The following is a 16215-nucleotide window of genomic DNA, read 5'->3' as shown; positions in this document are numbered from 1 at the left end:
CCGGCGTTCCTGGCCGGTTCACGCCGCCGGCCCCGCCACGTACGGCGCCAGCCCCTCGCCCAGTTCCGCGTTGCGGGCCTCGCGCCCGCGCGCCGCGGCTTCGTCGTAGAGGAAGGGCAGGAAGGCGAAGCGGCGGCCGGCGACGATGGGGTCGACCATGTGCAGCAGCGAGCAGGAGAACACCACCGCGCCGCCGGTCGGCGCGCGATAGCGACGGGGGCCGAACTCCGGGAAGGACAGGTCGCCGCCCTCGTAGCCTTCGGCGTTCAGGTTGATGGTCACCGCGAACCGCCGGTGCGCGGTGCCGGCGGTGGTGTTGTCGCGATGGGGACGGAAGTGGCCGCCGTCGGCGGCGTCGTAGCAGCCGACCAGGTAGCGCTCCATGCGGGTGGCCTTGAACTGGAACGCCTTGGCGACCTCGGGCACCAGTCGGTCGCGGATGCACGCCGCGGCCGCCGCGCGCAGGCCGGGATCGACCAGGTCGTGATCGCTGCGCCGCTTGTGGGTCGGGTCGACGATCAGCCGCGTCTTGCCGTCGACGTCGCGCATGAAGCCGGACGCCTGGCCCCCAGCGGCCTCGTAGGCTCCGATCAGCCGACGGCACAGGTCGGGCTCGAACACCCGCGGCAGGATCAGCACCGGGGCGTGCAGCGGGGCCCCCGCGTGGTCGCCGGGGTCGGGGGCTCCGGCGACGAAGTCCAGCACCGCGCGGGTCTCGGTGATCGGGGCGCTGAGCAGGCAGCGCAACTGGGGATCCAGCACCAGCCAGAACGGACGGTAGGTCACGCCGTCCGCCGCGCCTGGTTCGACGTCGGCGGCGCCGTACAGCCGGCTGAGCACCAGGTCGTGATCCCAGAACCAGCGCAAGCCGGGCAGGCTTTCGGCGACCCGGCTCTGGGCCTCGTCGGCCGGATCGACGCTGACGCCGAAGAAAGAGGCCTTCACGTCGTCGAACAGCGCCCGGCGGGCGGCGACCTCGGCAAGCGCGGCGGCCGCCAACGGGTGCTCGGACGAACCCACGAAGCCCAGGACGATGTAGCGACCGGCGGCCGTATGGAAGGTGAAGCGGGGGTTGCCGGTCGAGCGCGCGGTGAACCATGGCGCGGGCTCGCCCAACCTCGGGCCGGGCGGGGCGGTCTTGCTGATCGAAGAGGTGTCGCTCATGTCAGCAGTACGACCTTGCCCACGTGCTCGCCGGCCTCGAGGTGGGCGTGGGCCTTGGTCGCCTCCTCCAGGGGGAAGGCGGCGTCGATCACCGGCTTGAGCTTGCCGGCCGCGATCCACGGCCAGACGACGCGCTCGATCTCGGCGGCCAGCCGCGCCTTCTCGTCGGCCGGGCGGGGGCGCAGGGTCGAGCCGGTGATCACCGCGCGCTTCTGCATGATCCTCATCACCGGGACCTCCAGAACCGGCCCGGCCAGGGCGGCGATGTAGACGATCCGGCCGCCGGTGTTCAGGGCCTCGAGGTTCCTGTCGAAATAGCTGGCCCCGACCATGTCCAGCACCACGTCGACCCCGCCGGCCGCCTTGGCGACCTCGGCGAAGTCCTCGGTCTTGGCGTCGACGGCGATGTCGGCCCCCAGCGCCAGGGCTTGAGCCCTCTTGTCGGCGCCGCGGCCGGTGGCGATCACCCGCGCGCCGTGCGCCTTGGCCATGGCGATCGCCGTTGTCCCGATACCGGACGTCCCACCATGAATCAGCAGCGTCTCGCCAGGCTTGAGCGCGCCATGTTCGAACACATTGGCGAACACCGTGAAGACCGTCTCGGGCAGGGCGGCGGCTTGGGCGAAGTCGAAACCGTCCGGGATAGGCAGGGCGTGGCGGGCGTCGACCACGGCGTATTGGGCGTAGCCGCCGCCGCCCAGCAGGGCGCAGACCTTGTCGCCGGCCTTCCAGCGTCCCGCGCCGATGACCACCTCGCCGGCGACCTCCAGGCCCAGGATGGTCGGGGCGCCGGGCGGCGGCGGGTAGAAACCCAGGCGCTGCAACAGGTCCGGACGGTTCACCCCCGCGGCCCGCACGCGGACCAGGATCTGGCCGGGCCCCGGCCGCGGGCGCGCCACGGTCACGGGACGAAGAGCGTCGGCCGGCCCCTTGCCGCCCTCGACGGCGATGGTGGTCATGGTCTCGGACATGGGGGCGGAACATCCCGTGAGGCTTGCGTCCCGCCCTTGGTAGGCGTCAGATGGAGGATCGAAAAGGGGTCGAGCAAAGGGAGACCGATCCGATGATGGAAGAACCGGTCGAGCCGCGCGCCTTCCGCGGCGATGCGCTCAACGCCACCACGCACGAGGACCTGGACACCTATGGCGTGGCGGAACTGGAAGAGCGGATCGAGGCGCTGGAAACGGAAATCGCCCGCACCCGCGCCCAGCTCAGCAAGAAAAAGGCGGGGCGCGACGCGGCCAATGCGCTGTTTGGTCGCCTCGACTAACGATCGGTTTACGCTACAGGCGGAGTCTCGGACCCGCCTGACTCGGAATATCGAGACTCGACATCGAGCTCGAAACGGACCTGGGGGCGGGGCGGTCGCGAAACGGGACGATCATGTCTGGCACGGGGGTTGCAGTCCTCCTGTTCGGCGAGACCGTCTCGCGGCCTTTCGAAGGGGCATTGAGTAGCTATGACCGAGTTGAACGTGGCCGCGGCCCCCTGGCGTGCTGGCGTGATCCAGGACTTCGCTCGCTCCGAGCTCTTCGACCGGACGTTCGAGGAAGGCATGACGCTGGTCGAGGAGACCGCCGCCTATCTCGACGGGGCCGGCCGTCACGACAGCAAGATTCTCTCGCGAAACGCGGCCCTGGCCTATGCCAGCGAAAGCATGCGCCTGACCACCCGCCTGATGCAGGTGGCCTCGTGGCTGCTGGTCCAGCGCGCGGTCAAGGAAGGCGAGATGGAGGCCCAGGCCGCCTGCGCCGAGAACTATCGCCTCGGCCTGGAAGCCGGCGAGCCCGCCCCCGTCGAGGATCTGCCTTTCGGCCTGGTCAACCTGCTGCAGCGTTCCGAGCGGCTCTATGAGCGCGTTCGCCACCTGGACAAGCGCATGTACCTGGAGGCCGCCGCCGACGAGGAGGCGCCCCGCCCGGTCCAGGCCCAGTTCGACCGCCTGACCGCGGCGTTCGGGGTGGCGTAGATTCACCCTCTCCCAGAGGGAGAGGGAGGGGCCCATCGCTTGCGATGGGAGGGTGAGGGGTTACAGCGTCGGACGGCGCGCCGAATCTGTCCCACCAAAATTAGAAAAACCCGGTGAGGGCGTAACCCCTCACCCTCCCACGCCTGTCGGCGCGGGCCCCGCCCTCTCCCGCTGGGAGAGGGTGTCGTCAAGCGCTCATGCCATGATTAAAACAGAAAAGGCCGGCCCGCGAACGCGGAACCGGCCTTTCGTCGCCCTTACGGCGAGAAGCGTGAAACGCTTACTTCTTGGCGGTGAAGCCGGCGAACTTGGCGTTGAAGCGCGAGACGCGGCCGCCGCGGTCGAGCATCTGGCTGTTGCCGCCGGTCCAGGCCGGATGCACGCGCGGATCGATGTCCAGAGCCAGGGTCGCGCCTTCTTTGCCGTAGGTCGAACGGGTCTGATAGGTCGAACCGTCGGTCAGGGTGACGGTGATGAAGTGATAGTCGGGGTGAATGTCTTGTTTCATCGGGCGATCCAACCGACTTGAGGCGGCGTAAATGTGGGCGGGCGCCAAACCTTGCGGGTGGCTCTCGGAGACGCGCGGCTATAAAGAAAGCGCGCGAATTTGGCAAGGGACAGTTGATGGGCGACGTGAACGCGGGCGAGATTTCGGCCGAGGGCAGGCCGAGCGCGGGCGCGGAGCTGGTGCAGAACCTGGCCGAGGCGGCCAATCGCCGCCCACGCCGCAAGGACATCCGTCCGCTGGCTCACCTGCTGCCGTTCGTGCGCCGCCATGTGGGCGACGCCCTGGCCGCCGGCTTCTTCCTGTTGTTCTCGACAGGGGCCACCCTGGGCCTGACGGGCGCCTTCAAGGGCGTGATCGACAAGGGCTTCAGCAAGGGCTCGGGCGAGGCGGTCAACAGCGCCTTCATCGGTCTGGCGGCGGTGGCGCTGCTGCTGGCCGTGGCCACGGCCCTGCGATTCTTCTTCGTCACCCGCCTGGGCGAGCGCGTGGTCGCCGACCTGCGCCGTGCGCTGTATGGCCACACCCTGAAGCTGGACCCGGCCTTCTTCCTCAAGACCCGCACCGGCGAGGTCCTGTCGCGGATGACGACCGACATCACCATCGTCGAGCAACTGGTGGGGACCAGCGTCTCGGTCGCCCTGCGCAACATTCTCAGCCTGATCGGCGGCCTGGGCTACATGGCCGTGGTCAGCCCGAAGCTGGCGGGTTTCATCGTGCTGATGGTGCCGGTGATCCTGGCGCCGATCTTCCTGCTGGGCCGCAACGTGCGCAAGCTGTCGGTGAACGCCCAGGACAAGTTCGCCGACGCCGTGGGCTACGCCGGCGAGAGCCTGGACGCGCTGGACACCGTCCAGGCCTTCGGGCGCGAGGGCGCGGCCGACGCCCGGTTCGGCGGCGCCGTCGAGGCGGCCTACAAAGCCTCGGTGCGGCGGATCAACGCCCGGGCCGGCATGACGGCGGTGGTCATGGCCCTGGCGTTCGGCGGCGTCACCCTGCTGCTTTGGGTCGGCGCGCACCTGGTGCTGTCGGGCGAGATGACGGCCGGCACCCTGGCCCAGTTCGCCCTGCTGGCCATTTTCGCCGCCGGCTCGGTCGGCGCCCTGGGCGAGGTCTGGGGCGACGTGCAGAAGGCCGCCGGGGCCATGGAGCGGATCTCCGACCTGCTCAATTCCGAGCCCGGCATCGCCGCGCCGGAAAAGCCGCGGACGCTGCCCGTCCCGGCCCGGGGCGCCATCGCCTTCGAGGGCGTGACCTTCGCCTATCCCGGCCGCCCGGACCTGCCGGCCCTGAAGGGCTTCGACCTGGTCGTGAACCCCGGCGAGACCGTGGCCCTGGTCGGTCCCTCCGGCGCGGGCAAGAGCACCGTGCTGCGGCTGCTGCTGCGCTTCTACGACCCGCAGGCGGGCGTGGTGAAGCTGGACGGCGTCGACCTGCGGGCCGCCGACCCCGCCGAGGTGCGCGACCGCATGGCCCTGGTGGCCCAGGACAGCCCGCTGTTCTCCGGCTCGGCCCTGGACAATATCCGTTTCGGCCGCGCGGACGCCACGGACGAGGAGGCCCGCGCCGCCGCCGACGCGGCCCAGGCCACGCCGTTCATCAACGCCCTGCCGCAGGGCTTCGACACCCCGGTCGGCGAGCGGGCCAAGACCCTGTCGGGCGGCCAGCGCCAGCGCCTGGCCATCGCCCGCGCCCTGGTCCGCAACGCCCCGATCCTGCTGCTGGACGAGGCCACCAGCGCCCTGGACGCCGAGAACGAGCGCCTGGTCCAGAAGGCCCTGCACGACGCCATGAGCCAGCGCACGACCCTGGTCATCGCCCACCGCCTGGCCACCGTGCTGAAGGCCGACCGCATCGTGGTCATGGAGGACGGCCGCGTCGTGGAGCAGGGCACCCACGCCGAACTCTCGGCCCAGGGCGGCCTCTACGCCAAGCTGGCGCGGCTGCAGTTCGGGGTGGAGGCGGCGTAGATGAAGACGGGGACAGGCGCATGCGCCTGTCCCCAACCGCTAAGCCGCCTCGCGACCTTCCACCGCCTCTAGATCGACCCCCAGCCGTTTGCGCAGTTCCTCGCGCCCCAGCGTCGTCAGCCGCGCCGCGCGACTGCCGGCGACGGTCTCGATCCAGCCCAGGGCGACCAGGCGGCTGAGCAGGGTCACGCCCAGCGGCCCCGCCAGGTGGTGGCGGCGCTCGGTCCAGTCCAGGCACTGGCGGGCTACGCCGCGCTTGGAGCGCAGGGCGTCCAGGTCCAGGCCCAGGTCCTCGAACCAGGCGCGGCCGGTCGGCGGGATCTCGTAGAGCTTGCCCTCGACCGGACGGATCGCGCCGCGGGCCGCCAGGGCGTCGGTCACCGCTATGCCCAGCCGGCCGGCCAGGTGGCCGTAGCAGCAGCGGCCCTCGCGCAGGGCCCGGGCCTGGGGCGAGCGGGGCTGCTCCAGCGAGCGGACCGGCGCGGCCAGCACGGCCAGCGCCTCCAGCGCGTGGGCGACCTCGGCGTTGGCCAGGCGGTAGTAGCGGTGTCGGCCTTCGCGCTCGACGCTGATCAGTCCGCCGTCGACCAGCTTGGTCAGGTGGTTGCTGGCGGCCTGGGCGGTCAGGCCGGCCGCCCAGGCCAGGGCGCCGGCCGGATGGGCGCGGCCGTCCTGCAGGGCCTGCAGCATGGCCGCCCGGCCGGGATCGCCGATCAGGGCGGCGGGGGAGGCGATGTTGGCTTCCATGGCGCTAAATATAGGCCCGCGGCGAGGCGAATGCTTCAGCCTTCGATGTAACATCCGGCCGCCGTCTCGGCGAAGATCGCGCCATGACCCGAGTCGCCCTGCCGCCGCGCCTGCCGCTGATCCTGACCGCCGCCAGCTTCGGCTTCACGATCGTCCAGCTGGACGTGACCATCGTCAACGTCGCCCTGGACGCCATCGGCCGCGAGTTCGGGGCGCCGACCGCCAGCCTGCAATGGGTGGTCGACGCCTACACCCTGCTGCTGGCGGCGCTGCTGCTGTCGGCCGGCGCCCTGGGCGACCGGTTCGGGCCGCGCCGGGCTTTCCTGGCCGGACTGGTGCTGTTCGCCGTGTCGTCGGCGGCCTGCGGCCTGGCGCGGGACGCGCTGCAGCTGGTCCTGGCGCGGGCGATCCAGGGCGCGGCGGCCGCGCTGCTGGTGCCGCCCTCGCTGGCCCTGATCACCCACGCCGCGGCCGGCGACGACAGGGCGCGGGCCTGGGCCGTGGGCTGGTGGACGGCGGCCGGCGGGGTGTCGATCGCCGCCGGACCGGTGATCGGCGGCCTGCTCATCGGCGCCCTGGGCTGGCGCTGGGTGTTCCTGGTCAACCTGCCGCTCTGCCTGCTGGGCGCGGCCCTGACCCTGGCCTTCGTCCCCGAGGTCCCGCCGCGCGAGAAGCGACCACTGGACCTGCCCGGCCAGGTCCTGGGCTTCGTCGCCCTGGCCTGCCTGGTCGGGGCGGTGATCGAGGGCGGGCATCGCGGCTGGGACGACGCACTGGTGCTGGCCGCCCTGGTCGCCGGCCTGGCGACGGCGGCGGCCTTCCTGGCGGTCGAGATGCGCAGCGCGCATCCAGCGGTCCCTTTGGAAGCGTTCCGCAGCCGCATGGTCTGGTCGGCCGTGGTCATCGGGGTCGGCGTCAACTTCACCTATTACGGGGTGATCTTCGTGCTGGGCCTCTTTCTTCAGCGCTCCGCGGGTTACAGCGTGCTGCAAGCGGGCCTGGCCTTCCTGCCGCTGACCGCGACCTTCATCGTCTCCAACCTGCTGAGCGGGCGGGTCGCCCACCGGTTCGGCTCGGCGCGGACCATGGCCGGCGGGGTGCTGGTCGCGGCGGTCGGCTACGCCCTGACCAGCCGGCTGACGGCCCACAGCCCCTTCTGGGCGATGATCCCCGGCTTCCTGCTGATCCCGGCCGGCATGGGCATGGCGGTGCCGGCCATGACCAGCGCCCTGCTGGCCAGCGTCGACCGCCACCTCTCGGGCACGGCCTCGGGCGTGCTGAACGCCTGCCGGCAGGCGGCGGGCGCGGCCGGGGTGGCGGTGATGGGGACCCTGGCGGCTGGCGGGCCCGACAGGATCGCCGCCGGCCTGCGGATCTCCGGCCTGGTCGCGGCGGCGGTGCTGCTGGGCGCCGCCTGGGTGGCCTGGCGCAGCGACCTGCGCCGGGATCCCAGTGTCGGCCGGCTGACGGCAACCGAATGAAATCCCGCCTGTTTTCGCCATCGGAGGTGGAATCGACCGCTTTTTCGGCGGATGGGAGGTCAGGTTCCCGCACCGCGGCTTGAAACCTCGCCGGCCATGAGGTCTGTTGCGCCTTGGCTGTGATCGCGGTCGGGAAGGAACACGGGCATGGTGAACACCCGTGACCAGGGGCTCGCCGTCGGGACGTCCGCGCCGGGCGAGATGCGCGAGCGGATCGACGCGTTCGACTGGGCGGCGACGCCGCTCGGGCCGCGCGCCGCCTGGTCGCCCAGCCTGACGTTCGCCGTCGACATGATCGTCGCCAGCCGGTTTCCCAGCGCCCTGCGCTGGGGGCCCGAGCTGGTGCTGATCTATAACGACGCCTATGCGCCCATGCTGGGCGAGCGTCATCCCCGCGTGCTGGGCAAGACGTTCGCCGAGGCGCCGCCGTCCTCGGCCGCCGAGTCCGAGGCGCCCGAGCGGGCGATCCTCGCCGGGGCCAGCGGCGGCGCGATCATCGAGGAACTGCCGCTCTCGACGGCGCACCCCGACGGCGCGATCACCGACGGCTACTTCACGATCCGCCTCAGCCCCACGCCCGACGCCGCCGCGCCGTCGGGCGTGGGCGGGGTGATGATCGCCCTGACCGACGTCACGCGAAAGGTGCGCACCGAGCAGGCCCTGGAGGCCGCCGAGGCCGATCTGCGCATCGCCGTCGACGCCGCGGGCCTGGGCCGCTGGGACCACAATCCCCAGACCGGCGAGCGCTTCTGGGACAAGCGCTGCCGCGAGATCTACGGCCTGCCGCAGGGCCCTCTCGAAAACCCGCTCGACGCCTTCGAACGCCTGGTCCATCCCGACGACCTGCCGGCCCTGATGGACGCCGTGCGGATCGCCATGGACCCGGCCAGCGACAACACGATCAACCGCGAATACCGGATCCGGCGCGGCGACGACGGCGCGACGCGCTGGATCGAGACCTTCGGCCAGGCCTTCTTCCACGAGGGCCGGTGCGTGCGCTTCGTCGGCGTGGTCTCCGACGTCACCGAGCGCAAGGAGGCCGAGGCCGACCAGGCGCTGCGCGAGGCGACCATGGCCCTGGCCCTGGACGCGGGCAATGTCGGCACCTGGGACTTCGACGTCCGCAAGCGCCATTTGCGCTGGTCGGACCGCGGCTACGACATGTTCGGCATCACGCCGGGCGCGGAGGTCGGGCTGGACGACTTCTACGCCGCCATGCACCCCGAGGACCGCGAGGCCACGCGCGAGGCCCTGCGGGCGGCGATGGACCCGGCGCTGCGCGCCGACATCGACGTCGAATATCGCACGATCGGCCGCGACGACGGCCTGGAACGCTGGATCTCGGCCAAGGGGCGGGGCTTCTTCGACGAGAACGGCGCGCCGACACGCGTGGTCGGGGCCACGGTCGACATCACCGAGCGCAAGCGGGCCGAGCTGCACCTTCGGCTGCTGGTCAACGAGCTGAATCACCGGGTCAAGAACTCGCTGGCCACGATCCAGGCCATCGCCGCCCAGACCTTCCACGCCGCCCGCTCGCTGCCCCAGGCCCAGGAAGCGTTCACGGCCCGCATCGTCGCCCTGGCCGAGGCCCACGACCTGCTGACCCGCGAGAACTGGGAGGGCGCCGACCTGCTGGACCTGTTGTCCCGGCTGGAGGTGCTGTATGGCGGGCCCGAGCGGTTCGCGATCATCGGCGCGCCGGTGCGGCTGTCGCCACGCATGGCCCTGTCGCTGTCGATGGTGTTGCACGAGCTGGCGACCAACGCGGTCAAGTACGGGGCGCTATCGGCGCCGCGGGGCCAGGTGCGGATCGCCTGGACCGTGGTCCCGGGACCCGCCCACGCCCGTCTGGCGCTGACCTGGACCGAGGCCGGCGGCCCGCCGGTGCGGCCGCCGACCCGGCGGGGCTTCGGCTCGCGGCTGATCGAGCGCGGCCTGGCGGCGGAGCTGTCGGGCGAGGCGCGGATCGATTTCGAACCGGACGGGGTGGTGTGCCGGATCGAGGCGGCGCTGGACGGGTAGGGCGGATCAGGAATCGACCGGCGTCGGGGTCTTGGCGTTGCCGTGGGCGATGCCGGACTTCAAGGCGCCGATCACGACGGCGACCAGGGCCATCACGGCCACCGGGACCAGGGCCAGCAGCCAAACCAGCACGACCAGGGCCAGTTGCAGGACGCTGGTCACCACCACCAAGGCCTTGGATTCCTTGCGGTGTTCTCGCGGTTTCCGGTCGCGGGGCGTCGCGGGCGCGGCGGGCATGGTGCTCTCGAATTCTCTGTGCCCGACCCGACACAGATCCTAGCGGCGTCCCCTTCCGGCGGAAATCGGGTAAAACCCTGAACGCGCGCTTTACCGTGTTCGCAGGTTGCGGGCGATCTGGGCGTCGCTGCGCCGCAGGCTCAGCAGGGCCGCGCCGGCCAGGCCCAGGGGGATCAGGGCCCACGGCCAGAAGCCGGCCACGGCGATGCCGGTCGCCCCCGCCAGCAGGGCCGAGACCAGCATCTCAGCGATGGTGGCCATCCATGAGGCGCCGCCGCGCCGCTTGAAGTCCGACCGCTTGCCCGGCCGCTGGTGCCAGATGTTGATCAGGCCGCTGCTCCAGGCGGCCAGGGCCGCGCCCAGAGCGGTCCAGGCCCCGGCGGCCGGCGCGAACCAGGTCAGGACGACGACCGGCAGGACCAGGAACAGCGCCACGGGGATCAGGGCGGCGGCCAGCTTGGCGCGGCGCAGGGCGCGGGTCCGGGCCGGCGACACGGCCAGCAGGTCGGGCGCCTCCTCGGCCGACAGGGTGATCCAGGCCAGGCTCCCGGCCACCTGCCCGGCCAGGAAGGCCACCACCCCGGCCCCGCCGGCCAGGGCCGCGCCGGTCCCGTGGGCGGCGTTGCGGCTGAGCACCAGGGCCGTGGGGATCAGGTACAGCACCCGCAGCAGCACCTGCGACAGCAGGGCCGCATCGCGGCCGATCAGCAGCAGCTCCTTGCGCAGGGTGGCCAGGAACGGGCCGGCGGCGAAGGTCCGGCGGGCCTCGCCGCGCGTGGCCCGGGCCGGCCGCGCGGCGGTCTTGCCCTGGGTGGCGGCCGCGGCGTCGGAGAACCGCCGGCCCAGGGCCAGGGCGGCCAGGGCGAACAGCGCCGCCGACCCGGCCAGCAGGGCCAGCAGCGGCAGGGGCTGGCCCAGCATGGCCCGCAGCGGCAGGCTCATCAGCGGGCCGGGCCGCAGTCGGCCCTCCTGGGCCTGGCGCGTGATCTCGGCGAACAGGCTGGCGCTCTTCTGGGCGCCCAGGATGGTGCGGGTCTGGCTGACCAGGAAGAAGGCCGCCCCGACCAGGGCCGCCATCACCTGGGCCACGGTGCGGGTGCGGCGCGGGCCGATCAGGGCGAACAGGGCCATGGCCAGCAGCAGGCCGACGGCGGTCGAGGCCAGGGCCAGGGCGCCCAGCACCCCGAACACCCCGATCCAGCCCGGATGGCCCCAGATCACCGACGGCAGCAGCAGCGGCGTGACGCCCAGCAGGAAGATGGTGATCACCCCGCCGGCCACGCCCAGCGAGCGCACGAACAGCACCTTGGCCGGCCCGATCGGCGAGGAGAACAGCAGGTCCAGGTCGCCCCGCTCGTACAGGGCCTCGCTGGAGGCGCTCAGCGTCTGGGACAGCATCAGGGTGAAGATCACCGCGACGGCCAGGGCCGCCAGGCTGATCGAGATCGGGGTGATCGGGATCTGGACGTCGTGCAGGCCCAGCGCCGCCAGCACGCCGCCGGCCAGCAGCATCGCGGCCACGACCACCAGGCTGACCAGGCCCCGCGCGCCCTTGCCGGCTCGGCCGGCGCGGAAGTTGCGCCAGTACAGCCGCATCTCGTGGGCCAGCAGCCACGGGATCGAGCCGGGCGCGGCCAGGGTCACGCCCAGGGTCATGGGGCGTCCCCGCCGGCGCCGCTGGCGGTCAACTGCAGGAAGACGTCCTCCAGGCTGGAGCCGCCCTGGCCCTCTCCGGCCTGGCCGCGCAGGGCGTCCAGCGTGCCCTCGGCCAGCAGGCGGCCGCCGGCGATGATGCCGATGCGGTCGGCCATCCGCTCGGCCACTTCGAGAATGTGGGTGGTCAGGATCACCGTGCCGCCGGCGTCGACCCGCTCCTGCAGCATGTCCTTGACCAGCCGGGCGGCGGCGGCGTCCAGGCCGGTCAGCGGCTCGTCCAGGATCAGCAGGCGCGGGTCGTGGATCAGGGCCCCGGCCAGGGCCACCTTCTGTTTCATGCCGCGCGAGAAGCCTTCGCAGCGGGTGCGGGCCTCGGCCGCTAGGCCCAGCTTGGCCAGCAGGTCCTCGGCCCGGGCCTTGGCGACCCGGGGCTCGACGTTCCACAGGCCGGCGACGAACTCCAGATATTCCAGCGGCGTCAGCCGGTCATAGACCATGGCCTCGTCCGGGGCCCAGGCGGTGACGGCCTTGGCCGCGGCCGGGTCGGCCAGGGCGTCGATCCCGAAGATGCTGATGGCGCCCTTGTCGGGCTTGGTCAGGCCGGCGACCATCCGCAGGGTGGTGGTCTTGCCCGCCCCGTTCGGCCCCAGCAGGGCGTAGAGCTCGCCGGCGTGGACGGTGAGGTCCAGATCCATGACCGCCGGCTTGGTGAAGGTCTTGTCGAGGCCGCGGACGATCAGAGCTTCGGTCAAGTCGGGCCCCTAAGAGATGTCGCCGCATGTGACCGTGATTGGCCGCGGGGTTCAAGCGGCTCACGCACTCACAACCAGCGCCCTGCAACCTAGCCGGCGCCTTGCCGTGAGAGCGCGTCCCCGGCTGTCCCCACGCCCCTCAGTTCGGCCGGCCGTCCGGTTCCAGCTCGAACGCCGCGTCCAGGGTGACCTCGTCCACCACCTCGCCCTTCAGGGCCGCGTCCAGCACCTCACCCAGCGAGCTCCAGACGAAGGCCAGCTGTTCCAGCACGGCGGGCAGGCGTTCGGGGTCGAAGCCGGGATAGAGGTCGGCGACCAGCCACAGGCCGGTCAGCACGTCGAAGCCGAACCGGCAGCCGATCAAGCGGAACTGGGCGCGGGCGATGGTCTCGAACAGGGCGTCCAGGCTGCGGGCCTGGTCGAGGTCGGCCTGGTCGAACACCTGGCAGCGGACCTGCAGCCAGTCGCCCTCGGGGAACAGGTAGAAGGCCCCGCCGTCCTCGGCTCCGGAAACCTCCAGGCCGCGGTCGATCTCGGCGACGACATAACCGGCCTCGCGGCAGGCGTCGGCGATGTCGTGGAGGTTGATGGGGGCGTCGTCGGTCATGGTCGGATCCGATCACTGGTTTGGGCGAAACGGGGAGCGCTGTGCGTCCTTCGAGGCTCCGCTTCGCTGCGCACCTCAGGATGAGGAATGCAGTGCAATGAGATCCTCATCCTGAGGCGCGCGCTCCTGAGCGCGCCTCGAAGGACGCACGGCGGTTCAGAGCACGCTAACTCCGATAATCCCCGTTGATCGCCACGTACTGCTTGGTCAGGTCGCAGGTCCAGACCGTGGCCGAGCCCTTGCCGACCCCCACGTCCACCGACACTTCGAACTCGGCGCGCTTGACGTACCGGCTCATCGCCGCCTCGTCGTATTCGGCCGAGACCAGGCCGTCGCGGGCGGCGTAGAGGTCGCCGAACTTGACGCTGATCTTCTCGCGGTTGACCGGCTCGTCGGCTCGGCCCACGGCCATGACGATGCGGCCCCAGTTGGCGTCCTCGCCGGCGAAGGCGGTCTTGACCAGCGGGCTCTCGGCGATGGTGCGGGCGATCTTGCGGGCCGACAGGGGGCTTTCGGCGCCGTTGACGGTGATCTTGACGAACTTGCTGGCCCCCTCGCCGTCGCGGACCAACTGCAGGGCCAGGTCCAGCAGCACCGCCTCCAGCTTCTCGCGGAAGTCGGCCAGGCGGCGGTCGCCGGCCCGGTGGATCTTGGGGGCGCCGGATTTGCCGGTGGCGAACAGCAGCAAGGTGTCGTTGGTCGAGCGGTCGCCGTCCACCGTCACGCAGTTGAAGGTGGTGCGGGTATAGAGGCTGACCAGGGTCTGCAGGGCGGCCGGGGCGATGGCCGCGTCGGTGGCGACGAAGGCCAGCATGGTGGCCATGTCGGGCGCGATCATGCCCGAGCCCTTGCAGACGCCGGCGATCCGCACCTCGTGGCCGTCGATCGTCGCCGTGGCGTAGGCGCCCTTCGGGAAGGTGTCGGTGGTCATGATCGCCGAGGCCGCGCCGGCCCAGGCGTCCTCGGTGAAGCGGGTCTCCACCTCGCGCAGGTTCGAGATGATCTTGCTGTCGTCGAGGATCACCCCGATCACGCCGGTCGAGGCCATCATCACGTCGCGCTGGCGGCAGTCGAAGCGCTTGCCGACGGCGGTGGCCACCCGACGGACCGCGTCGGCGCCGGGCTTGCCGGTGAAGCTGTTGGCGCAGCCGGCGTTGACCACCAGGGCGCGGACGTCCTCGCCCTTGCTGGCGGCCAGCTGGCGCTTGCACCAGTCGACCGGGGCCGAGCCGACGCCGTGGCGGGTGAAGACCCCGGCCGCCGAAGTCCCCTCGGCGAAGCGCATCAGCAGCAGGTCCTCGCGCTGGTGCTTGTAGAAGCCGGCGCGGCCGGTGGCGATCTCGACCCCGGCGATCGGCGGGATGGTCGGGAACGGCACGGCCAGGGGCGAGACGGCCAGGCCCGGCTTGCCCGGGGCGCCCGCGGCGGCGGGGGCGGCCGCCGGCTTGGCGGCCTGGACCGCTTCGGGCGAGCCGGTGTTGGCGTCCTTCTGGGCGCGGCGCAGGCCGGCGCGCTTGAGGGCGGCGGTCAGCGGGTCGACCAGGGCCCGCTCCAGGGTCTGGCCGACGCTGGCGCCGACCTGGCCGACGATCTCGGCCGGGGTCGGGGCGCTGGCGGCCGCCGGGGTCTTGGCGGGCTTGGCGGCGGTCTTGGCCGCGGTCTTCGGCGCTGGCTTGGGGGTCTTGGTCATTTCTTGGCCGGAGCTTGAGCGGGGGCGGAGGCCGGCGGGGCGGCGTCGAGGTCGGAGGAGGGGGCCTGGTCGGCCGCGCCGGGTGGGGCCGAGGCCGGCTCCTGGGGCGCGCCGGGCACGGCCTGCGGCTTGCCGGCCAGCATCTCGACCTTGGCCCCGCCGCGCAGCTTCTCCAGCAGGTCGCGGACCTGGTCATAGGTCAGGAAGCGGACGATCTGCGGCCGGGCGGCCTCCAGGGTGATCGGTTCCTCCAGGCGCTTGTCCTCGACGCGCAGCACGGCCCAGCCGCCTTCCGTCTGGAACGGGCCGACCAGCGCGCCCTTCTGGGCGTCCTTCAGGGCCACGGCGTAGGCCGGCGGCATGACGTCGACGGTGAAATAGCCCAGGTCCCCGCCGTTGAAGCGCGTGGCCGGATCGGTCGAGCGCTCCATGGCCAGGGCGTCGAACGAGGCGCCGGCGGCCAGCAGCTTCTTGACCGCCTCGGCGTCGGCCTGGCTGCCGACCAGGATCTGGCGGGCGCGGATCTCCTCGCTGCGCTTGGACAGCTTCTGCTGCTCGGCGTAGAGGCCGCGGATGGCGTTCTCGTTCACCGCCTTCTCGACGACGTTCTCGACCAGCATGTCGCCGAGGATGCGCTCGCGCGCGGCGGCCAGGCGGCGCTGGGCCACCGGATCCTTGTCCAGTTTCTGCTTGAGGGCCTCGGCGGCCAGCAGCTTCTGGTCGACCACCTCGTCCAGGCGCTGGCGGAACAGGTCCGAGCCGATGTCCAGCGGCTCGCCCTCGCTGATCAGGCCCTGGGCCACGGCCTCGCGCTTGACGTCGCTGGCCCAGACGGTGTGGCCGTCGACCCGGGCGACGGCGGTGTCGCCGGGCTCGGGCGGCCGCTCGTCGGCCTTGTCGCGGCCGCAGGCGGCGACCAGCAGGGAAAGGACCAGGACGGCGACGAGGCCGTGAACGCGGGACTTGGTCATATGCATAAGGGGTCCGGCTGACTCTCATTGAGCGCTCTAGCGCGGTTTATCGCCAAGAGGAAACAGCTTCGCGATCTTGTTCGCGCGCGGCCTAGGAAGACCCCTCTCTCTTTGAGAGAGGGAGGGGCCCGCCGCGAAGCGGTGGGAGGGTGAGAGGTTTTACCGTCTGCCGGAAACCCCCAACGGATTCCGCCGCCAAGGATCTGATTACTCTCTAGATGTCCGCCGAACAGCCGCGTCTCATTCGGTGAGAGTGTAACCTCTCACCCTCCCATGGCTTCGCCATGGGCCCCTCCCTCTCTCCATGAGAGAGGGATCTTCAGGCGCGACAGCCCGCGCCTCGCGTTGACACCCGGTGGGCCGGTGCTTAAGTCTCCGCGCGCGTACAGAACGTGGAGTTTCCGCGCGCTTCGACGCCTCGAATTTACCGTAGTGAAGGCCTTC

Annotated in this window: 15 protein-coding genes; 5 read left to right on the top strand and 10 right to left on the bottom strand. The window is 71.7% G+C overall.

All coding sequences use genetic code 11. The features are described from left to right. Positions 1-18: 18 nt before the first annotated feature. The gene (locus ACSQ2G_RS22515) at positions 19-1164 is read right to left on the bottom strand and encodes a 2OG-Fe(II) oxygenase family protein (RefSeq protein WP_436034609.1); all 1146 of its coding nucleotides are present in this window, start codon (positions 1162-1164) and stop codon (positions 19-21) included. Further along, the gene (locus ACSQ2G_RS22510) at positions 1161-2135 is read right to left on the bottom strand and encodes an NAD(P)H-quinone oxidoreductase (RefSeq protein WP_436034608.1); all 975 of its coding nucleotides are present in this window, start codon (positions 2133-2135) and stop codon (positions 1161-1163) included. Before ACSQ2G_RS22510 ends, ACSQ2G_RS22515 begins: the two co-directional genes overlap by 4 nt. A 92-nt stretch (positions 2136-2227) precedes the next feature. Here ACSQ2G_RS22510 and ACSQ2G_RS22505 point away from each other — a divergent pair, with 92 nt between their 5' ends. Beyond that, the gene (locus tag ACSQ2G_RS22505) at positions 2228-2434 is read left to right on the top strand and encodes a DUF1192 domain-containing protein (protein WP_436034671.1); all 207 of its coding nucleotides are present in this window, start codon (positions 2228-2230) and stop codon (positions 2432-2434) included. 189 nt (positions 2435-2623) lie between these two features. Then, positions 2624-3133, top strand: a complete 510-nt coding sequence (gene rcdA, locus ACSQ2G_RS22500) for a protease adaptor protein RcdA (RefSeq protein WP_310082006.1) — start codon at positions 2624-2626, stop codon at positions 3131-3133. 280 nt (positions 3134-3413) lie between these two features. Here rcdA and rpmE read toward each other — a convergent pair whose 3' ends face one another. Beyond that, positions 3414-3641 carry a 50S ribosomal protein L31 gene (rpmE, locus tag ACSQ2G_RS22495; protein ID WP_310082005.1) on the bottom strand — a complete coding sequence of 76 codons (228 nt, stop codon included), beginning with the start codon at positions 3639-3641 and terminating at the stop codon, positions 3414-3416. A gap of 113 nt (positions 3642-3754) precedes the next feature. On the opposite strand from rpmE, the gene ACSQ2G_RS22490 reads away from it, so the two are divergent. Then, complete coding sequence (locus ACSQ2G_RS22490; RefSeq protein WP_436034607.1) at positions 3755-5608, top strand: ABC transporter transmembrane domain-containing protein; 1854 nt, start codon at positions 3755-3757, stop codon at positions 5606-5608. A gap of 39 nt (positions 5609-5647) precedes the next feature. Here the strand turns inward: ACSQ2G_RS22490 and ACSQ2G_RS22485 are convergent, their stop codons facing one another. Then, a complete protein-coding gene (locus tag ACSQ2G_RS22485; protein WP_436034606.1) occupies positions 5648-6355 on the bottom strand; it encodes an ArsR/SmtB family transcription factor in 708 nt (235 codons plus the stop codon). Positions 6356-6438: 83 nt separating this feature from the next. Here ACSQ2G_RS22485 and ACSQ2G_RS22480 point away from each other — a divergent pair, with 83 nt between their 5' ends. Continuing rightward, on the top strand, positions 6439-7836 hold the full coding sequence (locus ACSQ2G_RS22480) for an MFS transporter (RefSeq protein ID WP_436034605.1): 1398 nt from the start codon (positions 6439-6441) through the stop codon (positions 7834-7836). A gap of 147 nt (positions 7837-7983) precedes the next feature. After that, complete coding sequence (locus tag ACSQ2G_RS22475; RefSeq protein ID WP_436034604.1) at positions 7984-9858, top strand: PAS domain-containing protein; 1875 nt, start codon at positions 7984-7986, stop codon at positions 9856-9858. Between the two features lie 6 nt (positions 9859-9864). Here the strand turns inward: ACSQ2G_RS22475 and ACSQ2G_RS22470 are convergent, their stop codons facing one another. The 6 genes from ACSQ2G_RS22470 to ACSQ2G_RS22445 form a co-directional block, all read right to left on the bottom strand. After that, a complete protein-coding gene (locus ACSQ2G_RS22470; RefSeq protein WP_436034603.1) occupies positions 9865-10095 on the bottom strand; it encodes a hypothetical protein in 231 nt (76 codons plus the stop codon). Positions 10096-10185: 90 nt separating this feature from the next. Then, positions 10186-11751 carry a hypothetical protein gene (locus ACSQ2G_RS22465; RefSeq protein WP_436034602.1) on the bottom strand — a complete coding sequence of 522 codons (1566 nt, stop codon included), beginning with the start codon at positions 11749-11751 and terminating at the stop codon, positions 10186-10188. After that, complete coding sequence (locus ACSQ2G_RS22460) at positions 11748-12503, bottom strand: ABC transporter ATP-binding protein (RefSeq protein ID WP_436034601.1); 756 nt, start codon at positions 12501-12503, stop codon at positions 11748-11750. Before ACSQ2G_RS22460 ends, ACSQ2G_RS22465 begins: the two co-directional genes overlap by 4 nt. Positions 12504-12642: 139 nt before the next feature. Then, positions 12643-13110: a hypothetical protein gene (locus ACSQ2G_RS22455; RefSeq protein ID WP_436034600.1), complete on the bottom strand. Its 468-nt coding sequence runs from the start codon at positions 13108-13110 to the stop codon at positions 12643-12645. A gap of 166 nt (positions 13111-13276) precedes the next feature. After that, positions 13277-14800, bottom strand: coding sequence for a bifunctional glutamate N-acetyltransferase/amino-acid acetyltransferase ArgJ (argJ, locus tag ACSQ2G_RS22450; RefSeq protein WP_436034599.1), 1524 nt, complete (start codon positions 14798-14800; stop codon positions 13277-13279). Then, positions 14797-15777 (bottom strand): peptidylprolyl isomerase, encoded by a 981-nt coding sequence (locus tag ACSQ2G_RS22445; RefSeq protein ID WP_436034598.1) that lies wholly within the window; start codon positions 15775-15777, stop codon positions 14797-14799. The genes argJ and ACSQ2G_RS22445 overlap by 4 nt, the downstream gene beginning before the upstream one ends. Positions 15778-16215 lie beyond the last annotated feature (438 nt).

Source organism: Caulobacter sp. LjRoot300 (assembly GCF_964253875.1).
GTDB lineage: Bacteria > Pseudomonadota > Alphaproteobacteria > Caulobacterales > Caulobacteraceae > Caulobacter.
This window is presented reverse-complemented; position numbering and strand designations above follow the sequence as displayed.

What these genes read in the sequence shown, in the direction of transcription:
- ACSQ2G_RS22515 (WP_436034609.1), bottom strand. Translation starts at nt 1,164, where the DNA reads ATGAGCGACACCTCTTCGATCAGCAAGACCGCCCCGCCCGGCCCGAGG.
- ACSQ2G_RS22510 (WP_436034608.1), bottom strand. Translation starts at nt 2,135, where the DNA reads ATGTCCGAGACCATGACCACCATCGCCGTCGAGGGCGGCAAGGGGCCG.
- ACSQ2G_RS22505 (WP_436034671.1), top strand. Translation starts at nt 2,228, where the DNA reads ATGATGGAAGAACCGGTCGAGCCGCGCGCCTTCCGCGGCGATGCGCTC.
- rcdA (WP_310082006.1), top strand. Translation starts at nt 2,624, where the DNA reads ATGACCGAGTTGAACGTGGCCGCGGCCCCCTGGCGTGCTGGCGTGATC.
- rpmE (WP_310082005.1), bottom strand. Translation starts at nt 3,641, where the DNA reads ATGAAACAAGACATTCACCCCGACTATCACTTCATCACCGTCACCCTG.
- ACSQ2G_RS22485 (WP_436034606.1), bottom strand. Translation starts at nt 6,355, where the DNA reads ATGGAAGCCAACATCGCCTCCCCCGCCGCCCTGATCGGCGATCCCGGC.
- ACSQ2G_RS22480 (WP_436034605.1), top strand. Translation starts at nt 6,439, where the DNA reads ATGACCCGAGTCGCCCTGCCGCCGCGCCTGCCGCTGATCCTGACCGCC.
- ACSQ2G_RS22475 (WP_436034604.1), top strand. Translation starts at nt 7,984, where the DNA reads ATGGTGAACACCCGTGACCAGGGGCTCGCCGTCGGGACGTCCGCGCCG.
- ACSQ2G_RS22470 (WP_436034603.1), bottom strand. Translation starts at nt 10,095, where the DNA reads ATGCCCGCCGCGCCCGCGACGCCCCGCGACCGGAAACCGCGAGAACAC.
- ACSQ2G_RS22465 (WP_436034602.1), bottom strand. Translation starts at nt 11,751, where the DNA reads ATGACCCTGGGCGTGACCCTGGCCGCGCCCGGCTCGATCCCGTGGCTG.
- ACSQ2G_RS22455 (WP_436034600.1), bottom strand. Translation starts at nt 13,110, where the DNA reads ATGACCGACGACGCCCCCATCAACCTCCACGACATCGCCGACGCCTGC.
- argJ (WP_436034599.1), bottom strand. Translation starts at nt 14,800, where the DNA reads ATGACCAAGACCCCCAAGCCAGCGCCGAAGACCGCGGCCAAGACCGCC.
- ACSQ2G_RS22445 (WP_436034598.1), bottom strand. Translation starts at nt 15,777, where the DNA reads ATGCATATGACCAAGTCCCGCGTTCACGGCCTCGTCGCCGTCCTGGTC.